This window comes from Nocardia transvalensis, from assembly GCF_015477765.1.
GTDB lineage: Bacteria > Actinomycetota > Actinomycetes > Mycobacteriales > Mycobacteriaceae > Nocardia > Nocardia transvalensis_A.
In genome coordinates this window covers 16,900-30,035 of sequence record NZ_JADLQQ010000001.1, presented here as the reverse complement: position 1 = coordinate 30,035, position 13,136 = coordinate 16,900, and the positions used below count along the sequence as shown (strand labels likewise).

General features: G+C 68.5%; 18 protein-coding genes. 13 read left to right on the top strand and 5 right to left on the bottom strand.

The genetic code is table 11. From position 1 onward, the window contains the following. Positions 1-126 precede the first annotated feature (126 nt). Positions 127-1,134, top strand: coding sequence for an AraC family transcriptional regulator ligand-binding domain-containing protein (locus IU452_RS00175; RefSeq protein WP_195106804.1), 1,008 nt, complete (start codon positions 127-129; stop codon positions 1,132-1,134). Here the strand turns inward: IU452_RS00175 and IU452_RS00170 are convergent. From IU452_RS00170 to IU452_RS00160, 3 genes are all read right to left on the bottom strand, one after another. Next, positions 1,131-1,322: a hypothetical protein gene (locus tag IU452_RS00170; protein ID WP_195106803.1), complete on the bottom strand. Its 192-nt coding sequence runs from the start codon at positions 1,320-1,322 to the stop codon at positions 1,131-1,133. The two genes, IU452_RS00175 and IU452_RS00170, sit on opposite strands and share 4 nt — an antisense overlap. Positions 1,323-1,634: 312 nt before the next feature. Further along, positions 1,635-3,338, bottom strand: coding sequence for an AMP-binding protein (locus IU452_RS00165; protein ID WP_195106802.1), 1,704 nt, complete (start codon positions 3,336-3,338; stop codon positions 1,635-1,637). Next, a complete protein-coding gene (locus IU452_RS00160) occupies positions 3,335-5,011 on the bottom strand; it encodes an AMP-binding protein (RefSeq protein ID WP_195107434.1) in 1,677 nt (558 codons plus the stop codon). Before IU452_RS00160 ends, IU452_RS00165 begins: the two co-directional genes overlap by 4 nt. A 68-nt stretch (positions 5,012-5,079) precedes the next feature. On the opposite strand from IU452_RS00160, the gene IU452_RS00155 reads away from it, so the two are divergent. Next, positions 5,080-5,931: a helix-turn-helix transcriptional regulator gene (locus IU452_RS00155; RefSeq protein WP_195106801.1), complete on the top strand. Its 852-nt coding sequence runs from the start codon at positions 5,080-5,082 to the stop codon at positions 5,929-5,931. 187 nt (positions 5,932-6,118) lie between these two features. Here the strand turns inward: IU452_RS00155 and IU452_RS00150 are convergent, their stop codons facing one another. Then, positions 6,119-6,658, bottom strand: coding sequence for a YceI family protein (locus IU452_RS00150; protein ID WP_195106800.1), 540 nt, complete (start codon positions 6,656-6,658; stop codon positions 6,119-6,121). A 93-nt stretch (positions 6,659-6,751) separates the two neighbouring features. On the opposite strand from IU452_RS00150, the gene IU452_RS00145 reads away from it, so the two are divergent. Next, positions 6,752-7,075 (top strand): hypothetical protein, encoded by a 324-nt coding sequence (locus IU452_RS00145; RefSeq protein ID WP_195106799.1) that lies wholly within the window; start codon positions 6,752-6,754, stop codon positions 7,073-7,075. Between the two features lie 170 nt (positions 7,076-7,245). Beyond that, positions 7,246-8,604 (top strand): MFS transporter, encoded by a 1,359-nt coding sequence (locus IU452_RS00140; protein WP_195106798.1) that lies wholly within the window; start codon positions 7,246-7,248, stop codon positions 8,602-8,604. Positions 8,605-8,625: 21 nt separating this feature from the next. On the opposite strand, the gene IU452_RS00135 is transcribed toward IU452_RS00140, so the two are convergent. After that, complete coding sequence (locus tag IU452_RS00135) at positions 8,626-8,832, bottom strand: CsbD family protein (RefSeq protein ID WP_195106797.1); 207 nt, start codon at positions 8,830-8,832, stop codon at positions 8,626-8,628. Positions 8,833-9,005: 173 nt separating this feature from the next. Between IU452_RS00135 and IU452_RS00130 the strand changes: the two genes are divergently transcribed. The 9 genes from IU452_RS00130 (at position 9,006) to IU452_RS00090 (ending at position 13,069) form a co-directional block, all read left to right on the top strand. Next, positions 9,006-9,572, top strand: coding sequence for an RNA polymerase sigma factor (locus IU452_RS00130; protein WP_195106796.1), 567 nt, complete (start codon positions 9,006-9,008; stop codon positions 9,570-9,572). Beyond that, complete coding sequence (locus tag IU452_RS00125; protein ID WP_195106795.1) at positions 9,563-10,147, top strand: Asp23/Gls24 family envelope stress response protein; 585 nt, start codon at positions 9,563-9,565, stop codon at positions 10,145-10,147. The genes IU452_RS00130 and IU452_RS00125 overlap by 10 nt, the downstream gene beginning before the upstream one ends. Then, on the top strand, positions 10,144-10,521 hold the full coding sequence (locus tag IU452_RS00120; protein WP_195106794.1) for an Asp23/Gls24 family envelope stress response protein: 378 nt from the start codon (positions 10,144-10,146) through the stop codon (positions 10,519-10,521). Before IU452_RS00125 ends, IU452_RS00120 begins: the two co-directional genes overlap by 4 nt. Then, on the top strand, positions 10,518-10,859 hold the full coding sequence (locus IU452_RS00115) for a hypothetical protein (RefSeq protein ID WP_324192360.1): 342 nt from the start codon (positions 10,518-10,520) through the stop codon (positions 10,857-10,859). The genes IU452_RS00120 and IU452_RS00115 overlap by 4 nt, the downstream gene beginning before the upstream one ends. A 94-nt stretch (positions 10,860-10,953) precedes the next feature. Then, positions 10,954-11,445: an Asp23/Gls24 family envelope stress response protein gene (locus IU452_RS00110; RefSeq protein ID WP_195106793.1), complete on the top strand. Its 492-nt coding sequence runs from the start codon at positions 10,954-10,956 to the stop codon at positions 11,443-11,445. Between the two features lies 1 nt (position 11,446). Beyond that, positions 11,447-11,635, top strand: a complete 189-nt coding sequence (locus tag IU452_RS00105; protein WP_195106792.1) for a hypothetical protein — start codon at positions 11,447-11,449, stop codon at positions 11,633-11,635. Continuing rightward, positions 11,632-11,961: an Asp23/Gls24 family envelope stress response protein gene (locus IU452_RS00100; RefSeq protein ID WP_195106791.1), complete on the top strand. Its 330-nt coding sequence runs from the start codon at positions 11,632-11,634 to the stop codon at positions 11,959-11,961. The genes IU452_RS00105 and IU452_RS00100 overlap by 4 nt, the downstream gene beginning before the upstream one ends. Then, on the top strand, positions 11,958-12,497 hold the full coding sequence (locus IU452_RS00095) for a DUF6286 domain-containing protein (protein WP_195106790.1): 540 nt from the start codon (positions 11,958-11,960) through the stop codon (positions 12,495-12,497). Before IU452_RS00100 ends, IU452_RS00095 begins: the two co-directional genes overlap by 4 nt. Continuing rightward, positions 12,494-13,069: an alkaline shock response membrane anchor protein AmaP gene (locus IU452_RS00090; RefSeq protein ID WP_195106789.1), complete on the top strand. Its 576-nt coding sequence runs from the start codon at positions 12,494-12,496 to the stop codon at positions 13,067-13,069. Before IU452_RS00095 ends, IU452_RS00090 begins: the two co-directional genes overlap by 4 nt. Positions 13,070-13,136 lie beyond the last annotated feature (67 nt).

The window sequence follows — 13,136 nt, the reverse complement described above, 5'->3', positions numbered from 1 at the left end:
CGGACAGCGCCGAAGTGTTTGTGACCACAAGTACCAGGATTACGGTTCGGGAACGACTGCGGGCGAATAGCGTTCTGCACAAACTTCGGTACGAATATGGTTCGAAACGCCGACGCTGGGAGGGGTATGGGGACCGATCAGACGCTGTTGCATCGCTTCGTCATCGCACAGCTGGCCGACGCCGGATTGGCGGGCGATCGGCTGGTGCGCGAATGCGGGCTGCCGGAGTGGGCGATGGACGGTCCGGGTGTGCATGTGCCCAGCGACACCTTCTCGCGGCTCTGGGAACTCGGCGAACGGTGGCTCGACGATCCGGATGTCGCCCTGCATGTCGCGAGCCGATATGAACTGACCGCGACCCGGCTCTACGACTACCTGTTCTCCACCGCCCCCACGGTCGGCGCCGGATTGGCCACCTGCGGACCGTACGTCACCGCAGTCACCACCAATCACCGATTCGATCTGGTGGCCGAAAACGACGGCGAGACAACGCTGTACCTGGACATGATCGACGGCGTCGGCCGCGGGCGCGACCACACCCAGCTATGGGGTCTGGTGGCCGTCTTGACCAGGGCCCGCGCCTGTGTGAACGTCCGGCTGGATCCGATTCGGGTATCGCTGCGCCAGCGCGCCCCGCGCAACACGCGCACCTACATCGAGGTGTTCGGCACCGCCGCCATCGAATTCGGCGCTCCCGTCGATGCCATGACGTTCCGGGCCGCCGATATGAACGTGCCGCTGACCACCGCCGATCCGGCGCTGGCCGAGGTGCTGCAGCCGCTGGCCGCGGCGCTGCCACCCCCGCCGCCGCTGGCCAAGGCGTGGCCGGAGCGGGTGGCCGCGACGCTGGCGGAGGCATTCGAGGACGGCGAGGTGTCGCTCGAGCGGGTGGCGCGGCGACTGGCTACCAGCCCGCGCACGCTGCAGCGCCGCCTCGCCGAGGCCGGAACCACGTGGCGGCAGGAACTGGATCGAGCCCGCCTCGCCCGCGCGGCGGCCGCCGGGCCGGTCAGCCGGGAGCGCCAGGCCGAACTGCTCGGCTACGCCGATGCCGCCTCCGTGCGGCGGGCGGCGCAACGCTGGTCGGTCGTCGCGCGCGCCCACCGCAGCGGCGAATTGGATCACCGGCGCTAGATCTTGAGATTGCCGGCCACGATATTCCAGAAGGTGGTGCGGTCGATCGCGGTGAAGTCCCAGCCCTCGGCGATCGCATGCGAGGTGGCGACGATGGCCGGTACGTCGAAATCATGCCGGGTCGCGGTGCCCTTGGCCTCCAGTTCGGCGATCACGTACGCGGTGGCACTTTCGCAGGTTTCCAACACGGCGTTCTCCAATCGGTCGTAGGGACATACGGTCGATCAGGATCCGAGGCGCCGCGGAGGAGACCGCGGCGCGCACCGAACCGACACCGCGGGCGACCCGTCGTCCCGGGAGGATGGATCGCGTCAGGTGGAGGGGAGACGGATCCGAGGACGACGGGCGGTGCCTCGCGGCGGGCACGCATGCCAGTCTGGCGGCTCGATGGCCGAGGGACCAGCGCCGAACGCGCCACATTCGGGCAAACGCGCCAATTTCCGAGAGACGGAAACACGTGAGGGGGCCGAGCTGCGAACAGCACCCGTCAGGGTACGGCACTAGGAGGTGGTTTGCGGCAGCAACTCCTCGTAGCGGTATTCGGTCTCGATGGGCAGGCCCGCCGCATGCGCCTGCTCCTCGCGACGGCGCAGTTCGACGCGGCGGATCTTGCCGGAGATGGTTTTGGGCAGGTCGTAGAACTCCACCCGGCGCACCCGCAGATACGGCGCGAGCCGGTCACGGGCGTACTCGAGGATGTCGCGGGCGGTCTCGCCATCGGGTTCCCAGCCGGCGGCCAGCGCGATGTAGGCCTTGGGGACGGTCAGGCGGGTGTCGTCGGGCTGCGGCACCACCGCGGCCTCCACCACCGCCGGATGTTCGATGAGCACGCTCTCCAGCTCGAAAGGGGACACCTTGTAGTCGGAGGATTTGAAGACGTCGTCGGTGCGGCCGATGTAGGTGATGTAGCCGTCGGCGTCGCGCGCGGCGACGTCGCCGGTATGGTAGTAGCCGCCCGCCATCACCGCCGAATTGCGTTGCGGGTCCTTCAGATACCCGGTCATGAGATTGACCGGGTGGGCGGCCAGATCCAGGCAGATTTCGCCCTCGTCGGCGAGGTCACCGGTGATCGGGTCGACCAGCACCACCGGAACTCCGGGCGCCGGGCGACCCATGGACCCGGGCCTGACCGGCTGCCCGGGCGTATTGCCCACCTGCAGCGTGGTTTCGGTCTGACCGAAGCCGTCCCGGATGGTGAGCCCCCACGCCTTCTCGACACGGGTGATGACATCGGGATTGAGCGGCTCACCCGCACCGAGGATCTCGCGCAGACCCTCCGGACGCTCACCGAGGTCGGCCTGAATCAGCATGCGCCACACCGTCGGCGGCGCGCAGAAGGTGTTCACGCGGGCGCGGCGCAGGTGGTACAGCAGGGCGGCGGGGTCGAATCGGCCGTAGTTGTAGACGAATATCGTCGCCTCGGCGATCCACGGTGCGAAGAAACAGCTCCAGGCGTGTTTGGCCCATCCGGGGCCGCTGATGGCCAGGTGCACGTCGCCGGGCCGCACCCCAAGCCAGTACATGGTGCTCAAGTGGCCGACCGGATAACTGATCTGGTTGTGCTGCACCATTTTCGGCTTGCTCGTGGTGCCGGAAGTGAAGTACACCAGCAGCGGGTCGTCGACATTCGTGACCGCCTGGAAGGGGCCCGCAGAGTCGATCGTGACGGCCTCGGAATAGGCGTGCCACCCCGGGACCGGTTCGCCCACCACGATCCGGGTGTAGTGCCCGCCGACGGCCACGAACTTCGCGGTATCGACACTGTTGGCGATGACGAAACCGACCGCACCCCTGCTTATCCGGTCGCTCAGGTCCTCCGGGCCGAGCGCCGACGTGGCGGGCATGATGACCGCGCCCAGTTTGGCGACGGCCAGCATCGACTCCCACAGTTCGACCTGGTTGCCGAGCATCAGGATCACCCGATCGCCTTTGCGCACACCGCATCTGGCCAGCCAGGTCGCGACGCGATCGGACCGGTCGGCCATCTCGTCGAAACTCACCCGCTGTTCGCGGCCGTCCTCCTCGACGATCCACAGCGCGGTGCGGTGGTTGCCGCGGGCGATGACGTCGAACCAGTCTGTGGCCCAGTTGAATCGGCCCGTCAGCGTCGGCCAGGTGAAGGTGCGCACGGCGGCGTCGTAATCGGTCGACACGGCGACGAGATGGTCGCGGGCCGCGCGATACAGCTCGGTATTCGAGGTCATTGTGACTCTCCTGTCCGATCGGAGTTCCCTGTGGAGGCCACGTTTTTCGGGCCGAACAGGTTCGCGGAGATCTCGCGCATCTCGATCTTGCGGATCTTGCCGGTCACCGTCATGGGGAATTCGTCGACGATGTGCACGTAGCGGGGAATCTTGAAGTGGGCGAGTCTGCCCGTGCAGAACTCGCGCAGCGTGTCGGCGTCCAAAGCCGGTCTGTCCTCGCGCATCCGGATCCAGGCCACCAGCTCCTCGCCGTACTTGGGATCGGGCACGCCCACGATCTGGGCGTCGAGGATATCGGGATGGGTGTAGAGGAACTCCTCGATCTCGCGCGGATAGATGTTCTCCCCGCCCCGGATCACCATGTCCTTGATGCGTCCGGTGATCGCGATGTACCCGTCGTGGTCCATGGTGGCCAGGTCGCCGGTGTGCATCCAGCGCGCGGAATCGATGGCCCCGGCGGTCTTTTCGGGCTCGTTCCAGTAACCGAGCATCACCGAATAGCCGCGCGTGCACAGCTCACCCGGTTCGCCGCGGGGCACGGTGAGGCCGGTGGCCGGGTCGATGATCTTGATCTCCACATGCGGGCCGACCCGCCCCACGGTGGCGGTGCGCTGGGTCAGCGAATCGTCGCGGCGGGTCTGGGTGGACACCGGGGAGGTCTCGGTCATGCCGTAGCAGATGCACACCTCGGTCATGCCCATCCGCTCGATCACCTGCTTCATCACCTCGACCGGACAGGGCGAACCGGCCATGATGCCGGTGCGCAGCGAGGACAGGTCGTAGGACTCGAAATCCGGGTCGGCCAGTTCGGCGATGAACATCGTCGGCACCCCGTACAGCGAGGTACACCGCTCGGCGGCAACGGTTTCCAGGGTTGCGCGCGGATCGAAGCCCGGGGCCGGGATCACCATCGCCGCGCCGTGGGTGGTGGCCGCCAGGTTGCCCATGACCATGCCGAAGCAGTGGTAGAACGGCACCGGGATGCAGATGCGGTCGTCCTCGGTGTAGCCGCACAGCTCGCCGACGAAGTAGCCGTTGTTGAGGATGTTGTGATGCGACAGCGTCGCGCCCTTGGGGAATCCCGTGGTGCCCGAGGTGTATTGGATGTTGATCGGGTCGTCGGGTGACAGTTCGCCCTGCGCCGCGGCCAGATCCGCCGGATTGCCCGCACGGCCGGTGTCCAGCAGCGCCGTCCAGTCGTCGCTGTCGAGGAGGATCACCCGTTCGAGCTGCGGGCAGTGCGGCCGCGCCTGCTCGATCATCGCGACATAGTCGGACCCCTTGAACTCCCGCGCCGCGACCAGGAGTCGAATCCCGGCCTGCCGCACCACATATTGCAGCTCGTGGACACGGTAGGCCGGATTGATGTTGACCAGGATCGCGCCGATCTTCGCCGTCGCGTACTGCACCAGGGTCCATTCGGCGCGATTGGGCGCCCAGATGCCGACCCGATCGCCCTTGCCGATGCCGGCGGCCAGCAGGCCCAGCGCCACCGTCCCCACCTCGGTGGCGAATCGGCGGTAGCTCCACCGCACCCCGTTCGCCCGGTCGACCAGCGCCTCGCGGTCCGGCAGGCGGGCCACCGTGCGGTCGAGATTCGCGCCGATCGTATCGCCGAGTAGCGGCGCGTCCCATACTCCGTGTGTATAACTGGCCGGTCGAGACCGGCCCATAGACGAACTCACAGATATAGGATTCAGGTCACATTTTCCGTCCACTACCCCCGGAAAGGGGTACCGCGATGAGCAGCGTCGACCTGTTGCGACCGCGGGATGCGGATGCGTTGCGGGGGGTGCTGCGGCAGGTGGCAGATGTGTCCCGCATGCCGGTGGTATTCGGCGGTCAGGTGCACGGGGGCACGTTGATCCTGAGCGAGTTCTTCGGCACCCGCACCAATGCCATGCGGGGGCTGGCGGTTTCGCCCGCCTCCGGAGTCGGCGGCGCCGCGGTCGCCACCAAGCGCCCCGCCTCGGTGTCGGACTACCGCATCGCCTCCACGATCACCCACCACTACGACGCTCCGGTGCTGACCGAGGGGTTGCGCGCGGTGGTCGGTGTGCCGGTGGTCGTGCAGGGCGAATCGCGGGCCGTGCTCTATGTCGCCAGCCGCGATGTGGGACCGATCGGCGACCGTGCCGCCGATCTGGTGGTGCGGGCGAGCCGGCGCCTGGCGGTCGAACTGGCCATCCGCGACGAGGTGGACCGCCGCCTGCGCCTGCGCGAGGCCGCCGCCCCCACCGGCCCGAATCCCGTTGTCGCCGAACAACTCCGCGATATGCACGCCGAGGTCCGCGGCATCGCCCAGGCGACGACCGACGCGGGGACGCGCACGCGCCTGCGGGACCTGTCCGACCGTCTGGCCCGCTTGATGGCGGGACCGGAAATCCCGGACGAGGCCCCGGCATTGGCGCCGCGCGAACTGGACGTGCTCGCCCACGTCGCCCTCGGCTGTACCAATGCCGAGACGGCCCAGCGGCTTTCGCTGCGCCCGGAAACCGTGAAGAGCTACCTGCGCAGCGCCATGACCAAACTCGGCGCCCACAGTCGCCACGAGGCCGTCGTCCGCGCCCGCCGCCTAGGACTGCTGCCCTGATCCCGGCAGAAAGCATGCCGGGATGCGTGTGGGCAGGAATGCCGGGCTGACGTGTCGGCCGGCACGCCGGGCTGACGTGTTGACCGGCATGCCGGGCTGACGTGTTGGCCCCATGCCGGGACGGAGTGTGGACTGGCATGCCCGGCTGACGTGTTGGTTGGCATGCCGGGCTGACGTGGTGGCCGGACTACTCCTTGGGCTCGATGAGCTGGATGTCGAGTTCGATAGCGATCTTGTCGCTGAGCATGGCCGACGGGATGGCGGTGCCGATGCCGAAGTCGGAGCGCTGCAGGGTGCCGGTGGCGGTGAAGCCGATGTGGCGGTCGCCGGTGGGCGGGAATACCTGGATGCCGCCCCATTCGACGTCCAGGGTCACCGGATTGGTCTTCCCGCCGACGCTCACCTCGCCGGTCACCTGGAAGTCCTCGGCGATGCGCACCGGCTCGGTGGCGGTGAAGGTCAGCGTGGGGCGGTTCTCGACATCGAGCAGATCGGCGCTGCGCACATGGCCATCCCGGTCGGCATTGCCGGTGTCGAAGGAGTCCAGGTAGATCGTCGCCGAGATCCGCGCGGCGCCGGTCTCGTCCACCACGAAGCCGGTCTCGAACCGGTTGAACCGCCCGCGAATCTTGGAAATGCCAAGGTGGCGCACGGCGAAGGTGACCGAGGAGTGAGCGGGGTCCAGCGGCCAGGAACCGGCCTTCAGGGTCTGTTCGGAAGTCGTCATGGGTACAGATTTGCGGACCACGGTCCGGATATCCAGACCTGCGTTATCCGGGCACTGCCAGGGCGCCTGGCGCGATTTCGTCCGGCTGTCGGGTTGCTGGACGACGAGGCCGACGGGAATCTGGTGCGCTACTTTTTCGCTCACCCGACGGCACGCCGATGGCACGACTGGTCCGCGGTGGCCGATATGGTGACCTTGCGGCTGCGCATGGCCCGCTCTATCCGGTCCGATGACGGCCAACTGGGTGCTATTATTGCTGCGCTGCAAAGCTTTCCGAAGTTCGAGTGTCGATGGCCTGAGCACTGCTGGAACGATTTCCGTTCCAGCGCACTGCAGGTGGGCCATCCGTTGCGCGGCTGCGTCGAGGTCGAGTTCGAAACCCAGGATCCCGCAGCAGATCAGGGCGTGCAGGTGTAGTTCGTGGATCGCCGTCAGGGGCACGCCCCCAGCCTGCGGTTGGTCAACGAAAGCACCGCGGCGACGTGTGTCATTGGTGTTCCCGGCGTGCCCGGAGTAAGTTCTCCAGAAGTTTGCCAACGGATCGACCGGATCCGTTGGCGGAGGGGAACGCCGAGGAGGACACTGCCATGAGCACCGTGATCGACGACGCACCGTTCACCTCCTTTCACAAATGGCTGGCCGTGGCCTGCTCCGGCGGACCACTGCTGGACGGCTACATCCTCAGCATCGTCGGCACCGCCTTGATCGGCATGAAGGGCGACCTCGACCTGAGCACCACCGACATCCAGCTGATCGGGGCGGCCGCACTGGTCGGCATGTTCGTCGGTGGCGCCCTGTTCGGCGTGCTCACCGACCGGGTCGGCCGCGAGGTGATGTACACCGCCGACCTGGTGGTCATGGGACTGTGTTCGATCCTGTCGTTCTGGGCCGAATCCACCTGGCTGATCGTGGTGCTGCGGTTCGTGCTCGGCATGGCCGTCTCCGCGGACTATCCGATCGCGACCTCCCTGCTGGCGGAGTGGCTGCCGCTCAAACAGCGCGGCAAACTGCTCGGCTTCCAGATCGTGGCCTGGTACGCCGGGGCCGTGCTCGCCTACATCGTCGGATATCTGGCCCTCACCTTCGGCGGTGACGGCAGCTGGCGCTGGCAGCTGGCCAGCGCGGCGCTGCTGTGCGCGTTCTTCCTGATCATCCGGCAGAACACCGCCCCCGAATCGCCGCGCTGGCTGGCTCAGCACGGGAAGGCCGACAAGGGCGCGGCGATGATCGAGAAGTTCCTCGGCACCCGCATCGACCCGAAGGAGCTGATCGAGGCGAGCGAGCGGCCCGTGGTCCACGGCTCGCTGCGCGAACTGTTCAGCCCCGTCTACCTCAAGCGGACGCTGTTCTGCAGCGGATTCTTCCTCTGCCAGGTGGCCGTGCTGTTCGCGATGCTCACCTTCGGCCCGCAGATCCTGGCCGCCTTCGGCATGCCGTCGGGCACCTGGATGGACACCCTCGGCACGGCCCTGATCAGCCTGGTGTTCCTGATCGGATGCCTCCCGGCGATGCGGCTGATCGACACCATCGGCCGGCGCAAGACCATCGTCTGGGCGTTCGGGCTGATGGTGCTGCCCACCCTGTTCATCGGGGTCTGGCCGACCATGCCGACCGCACTGGCCTTCACCATGCTGTGCGTCTACGCGTTCTTCTGCGGCGGTCCGAACGTGCTCGACTGGACCTATCCGAACGAGCTCTTCCCCACCCATATCCGCGCCACCGCGGTCGGGGTCGCGACCTCGGCCAGTCGGATCGGCGCCGCGGTGGGCACCTATCTGCTGCCGTGGTCGCTCGACCACCAGGGCCTGGGCCGCACCATGCTCTATGCCGCCGCACTCACCGCCGTCGGCTTCCTGATCTGCGTCTGGGGTGCGCCGGAGACCAAGGGCCGCAAGCTCGAATCGGCCTCCGATATGCGGCGACCCCAGCCCGCGACACCGAGCTGAGGTCGTCAGACAACTCTCAGTTCACCTCTTGAAGGCGTTCTTCACCTTGTCGGCCACGGTGCGGGCGGCGTCTTTGACATCCTCGGCGGCCTTCTTCACTCCGGCCTCGAGCTGATCTCCCTTACCCTCGTCCCGCAACCGGTCGTCGCCGGTCACCGACCCTGCGGCCTCCTTGGCCTTCCCGCCCAGGTCCTCCGCCGCATTGTTGATCTTGTCGTTCAAAGCCATGGAAATCTCCGTATCCATTCGGTCGCGCCCGGGTGGGCGCGGACATCTACCAGGACAGACCGAGACTCGCGAACGTCACGCAGCAACTTTCGAGACAACGATCACGGATAATTCTGCATGACGATTCCCGCTCCCCGGTGTCGATCGGAGGAGCAGTGGGAGGAGGTGCCCGAGTGACCACGACGGCGACGGCACCCGAGGCAGCGCTGGACGACGCGACCCTGGCCGGCCGGGCGCGTGACGGCGATGTCCGGGCCTACGAGCAGCTCGTGCTGCGCTACCAGGGGGCGATGTTCCGGTTGGCGGCGAAGATGCTGGCCGACCGGTCCGAGGCCGAGGACGTCACCCAGGAGGTCTTCCTGACCGCGTGGCGGCGCATTGGCCAATTGCACGACGATGCGGCATTCGCGGGCTGGCTGTATCGGATGACCACCAACCGCTGTCTCAATGTGCTCAGGTCGCGCAAGGTCCCCGCCGACGTGGACCCCGACTCCACCGAATCGCCGCGGACCGAGACCCGGCCGGATCACGCGGTGCAGGTCAGCAGCCAGCTGGCGGCCCTCGAGGCCGCGCTGGCGCAGCTGACACCGGAACAACGGGCCTGCTGGCTGCTGCGTGAGGTGCACGGGCGCTCCTACGAGGAGATCGCCGAGATCGTCGGCACCAACACCACCGCGGTGCGCGGTCGCATCGCACGGGCCCGGGCGCAATTGGCGGAGGTGATGCAGCCATGGCGGTGACCAGCGCCACCGAAAACGACTATCTGCTGCCGTGCGGTCGCGGCCTGGAACAGGTGTGGCAACGCCTCGACGCGGTCGAGGCCGGACGGGCCGACGACCACGAGGCGAGCTGCCCGCACTGCGCCGCGGCGCGGGAGAGCCTGTTCACCCTGCGCACGGCGACGCGGGAACTGATCGAGGAGCCCGATCCGCCGCCCCCGGATCTGTTCGGCCGCATCATGTCCGCGGTCCGGGCGGAGGTGCGGCGCGGCCGCACACTGGCGCTGTCGACCCCGCACCCCGGGACGCTGGAGGTGAGCGAGCAGGCGGTCGCGGTCGTGCTGCGGTATGCGGCCGACACCGTCGACGGTGTGCGAGCCCGCAGCTGCCACGTGCACGGCCGCGGGCCCGGTGCCGACGGTGAACAGACCATCGCGGTCGAGATGACCATCGCGGTGCGCATGGGCGGTCGCGGTGTCGAGGAGCTGATTCCCCGCGTGCGCGAGCGGGTGCGCGCGGCGCTCTCGGCGCGCATCGGCCTGGCCCTGGAACGCCTCGACATCACCGTCGTCGACATCTACGAGGAGGAGCGGTGACCGCCGTCGCGCCGCAGATCGAATACGTGGTCGCCGATGCGGTGATCGCCGGCGTCGCCGCCCGGGCCGCCGCCGCGGTGCCGGGCGTGCTGCGGCTGGAACCGGGCGTGCTCGGGCTGGTCGGGCATCTGGCGCGGTCGGGACGGCAGCTGTGGACCGGGCAGGAGTCGGCGCCGTCGCCGGGTGTGCGGGTGCGGCGAGCGGGCGGATGGCTGAATATTCAGGTCGATCTCGCCATGTCGGCGGGTGCCCGGATCGGCGAGGTGGGACAGGCCGTCCAGCAGCGGGTCGCGCGCGCGGTCACCGAACAGACCGGAGTGGAGGTGGACGCCGTCGCGGTGGCCGTCCTCGATATCGAGCCGGGGGAGTCGTGACTGCTGTGACCACCGAGGGGGATGTGATCGATCGGCTCGTGGCGGCCGTGGAATCGGTGGCCGGACTGCGCCCGGCAGTGCCACTGGCGCTGCCCGATGCCGACTGGCTGCCGTGGGACCGCAGGCGTGCCGCCATCGATCTCTCGCCCGGATCCGTCGAAGTTCAGGTGGTCGCGACCGCGCTGCCGCTGCCGCCCCTGCTGGAACGGCTCACCGAGCTCGTCCGCGACATCGTGACCGATACGGAGTGGGCCGACGCCGCGCTGCGGATCGTCGTCACCGATCTCGATGCGGACGCGTTCAAAGACTCGAATACTGGCAATTCCTCAGTTACCTAGATCACGTGCCTGGGCCGTGACGTTTCACGCGCGGTCGTGTCGATCGGAATGAAGGTCGTTATCCGCTGTACCGCAAGGGAATCGGGAGAACATTATGACGAGCACGACCACCGAGAAGGCCACCGAGAACGCCAAGGGCGGCGACCACGGCAAATCCGCCCGCGACACCTCGGCGAAGAACAGCGCCCTGGTCACCGACAAGGGCACCACCACCATCGCCGACACCGTCGTGCAGAAGATCGCCGGGCTGGCCGCGCGCGAGGTGCGCGGCGTGCACGCCCTCGGCGGCGGGGCGGCCAGGGCGTTCGGCGCCCTGCGCGACCGCATCCCGGGGGCGTCCGCCAGTGTGGGACAGGGTGTTTCGGTCGAGGTCGGGGAAAAGCAGGCCGCCGTCGACCTCGACCTCGTCGTCGAGTACGGGGTGGCGATCGCCGAATTGGCGCGGGCGGTGCGCCGCAATGTGGTCACCGCGATCGAGCAGATGACCGGGCTCGAGGTCGTCGAGGTCAATATCAATGTCAACGACGTCTACATCGAGGACTACGACGACGAGGAACAGCAATCCGGCCGGGATCGGGTGCAGTGAGATGAACGCCACCACGATCTGTCTGGTCCTCGGGCTGGCCCTCGGATTCGCCGCTGCCTTCGGCGGTTTCGGCGCCTTCGCCATCGTGCTGGTCTTCGGCGGGCTCGGCCTGCTCATCGGCCGCTGGCTCGACGGCGAGGTCGACCTGTCCGGGCTGATTCGCTCCGATCGCCCACGGAGCCGGCGATGACCGCCGTGACCGCGCCGGTGCCGGCCGAACTGCCGGGGAGGACCACCGTCGGTGAGCGCGCGGTGCGGCGGATCGCGGCCCGCGCGGCGCGCGAGGTGGCCGGGGTGGGCCCGGACGTGCAGGTGGCGGCGCGAGTCGTCGGGGACTCGGCCACCCTGCACGTGCGGCTGCCGGTCCGGTACCCGCAGCCGGTCGCGCGGGTGAGCGAGGAATGCCGCACACATCTGATCCGGCGCACCGGCGAACTGTCCGGGCTGTCGGTACCGCGGGTGGATATCGAGGTGTCGGCGCTGCCGACCGGCACCGGGGAGAGGAGAGTCCGATGATTCGCAGACCGCGCCGCATCGTGCCCGCCGTCGTGGTGGTGCTGGTGCTGCTGGCCGGATCGGTGGTGGTGGCGGTGTCGCTGATCCAAAGGCTCAGCGGCGCCAGGGAATTCGTCTCCTACGACAGTGTGGCGAACTACCTGCACGACACCACCTGGGACAGCGTGCGAGTGCTCGTGGTGGGTATCGCGGCCGTGGTGGTCGGGCTGGCGCTGCTCGCTGTCGCGCTGCTGCCGGGCCGATCGGTCGTGGTGCCCCTGGAATCCGAGGACGGGGTGGACGCCGGGATCGCGCGGCGCAGTCTGCGCGGGGCGGTGCGCGATGCCGCCGCCACGGTGGACGGGCTGGAATCGTCGCGAATCCGGATGGGGCGCAAGAAGGTTCGAGTCAAGGGTCGATCCGGGCAAGGTAGCGTCGACGCGCTGCCGGAGGCCGTGCGGGCCGCGATCGAACAGCGGCTGCTGCGGATCGCGCCGCGGGTGTTCCCGCGGATCGAGACCAGGCTGCGTCCGGCGAAGGCGGGGGGTGAGCGATGAGCACGGTCAACCGTCCGGCCCGGCTGAATCGGGTTCTGCTGGGTCTGATCGGCCTGCTACTGACGGCCGGGGGCGGTTACGCGATCGCCGCCCACCTGGGGCGGCTGCACTGGGCGGATCCGGACGCGCCGCTGGTTCCGGGCACCGGCGCCCCGCCGCAGTGGGTGCTGTGGTCGGTCGTCGTCGGTGCGGTGATCGTGGCCCTGGCCAGCCTGCGCTGGCTCGCCGCCCAGGTCTCCCGTCTGCCGCGGCCGACGCAGTGGCGACTCGACGCACCCGCCGGCGCCGGTGTGACCCTGCTGCGCTCCGAGACCGCCGCCGCGCCGGTCGCCGCCGATATCGAGTCCTACGACGGCGTCCGCTCGGCGGTGGCCCGGCTCTCCGGTCCGAGCCGCGCACCCGAACTGCACTTGATCGTCACGGCCGAACCGAACGCCGACCTCACCGCGGTCCGCCGCCGCATCCTCGGCCACGCCGTCCCGCGCCTGCGCCAAGCCCTCGAGGTCGACATCATCCCCGTCACCCTCGAATGGCGCCTGGCCGACCGCGGCCGCACGGTGGGCGCCCGCTGATTCCGGGAAACTGAAAACGGCTCGCGGCTCCGCGAGGTGGTCAGGAGCCGCGAGCCGATTCTGTGAC

Excerpts from the sequence above, each read along its gene's own strand:
- IU452_RS00125 (WP_195106795.1), top strand. The coding sequence starts at position 9,563 with ATGGCGGTGACCAGCGCCACCGAAAACGACTATCTGCTGCCGTGCGGT.
- IU452_RS00150 (WP_195106800.1), bottom strand. The coding sequence starts at position 6,658 with ATGACGACTTCCGAACAGACCCTGAAGGCCGGTTCCTGGCCGCTGGAC.
- IU452_RS00135 (WP_195106797.1), bottom strand. The coding sequence starts at position 8,832 with ATGGCTTTGAACGACAAGATCAACAATGCGGCGGAGGACCTGGGCGGG.
- IU452_RS00100 (WP_195106791.1), top strand. The coding sequence starts at position 11,632 with ATGACCGCCGTGACCGCGCCGGTGCCGGCCGAACTGCCGGGGAGGACC.
- IU452_RS00140 (WP_195106798.1), top strand. The coding sequence starts at position 7,246 with ATGAGCACCGTGATCGACGACGCACCGTTCACCTCCTTTCACAAATGG.
- IU452_RS00175 (WP_195106804.1), top strand. The coding sequence starts at position 127 with ATGGGGACCGATCAGACGCTGTTGCATCGCTTCGTCATCGCACAGCTG.
- IU452_RS00105 (WP_195106792.1), top strand. The coding sequence starts at position 11,447 with ATGAACGCCACCACGATCTGTCTGGTCCTCGGGCTGGCCCTCGGATTC.
- IU452_RS00155 (WP_195106801.1), top strand. The coding sequence starts at position 5,080 with ATGAGCAGCGTCGACCTGTTGCGACCGCGGGATGCGGATGCGTTGCGG.
- IU452_RS00165 (WP_195106802.1), bottom strand. The coding sequence starts at position 3,338 with ATGACCTCGAATACCGAGCTGTATCGCGCGGCCCGCGACCATCTCGTC.
- IU452_RS00110 (WP_195106793.1), top strand. The coding sequence starts at position 10,954 with ATGACGAGCACGACCACCGAGAAGGCCACCGAGAACGCCAAGGGCGGC.
- IU452_RS00095 (WP_195106790.1), top strand. The coding sequence starts at position 11,958 with ATGATTCGCAGACCGCGCCGCATCGTGCCCGCCGTCGTGGTGGTGCTG.
- IU452_RS00160 (WP_195107434.1), bottom strand. The coding sequence starts at position 5,011 with ATGGGCCGGTCTCGACCGGCCAGTTATACACACGGAGTATGGGACGCG.
- IU452_RS00090 (WP_195106789.1), top strand. The coding sequence starts at position 12,494 with ATGAGCACGGTCAACCGTCCGGCCCGGCTGAATCGGGTTCTGCTGGGT.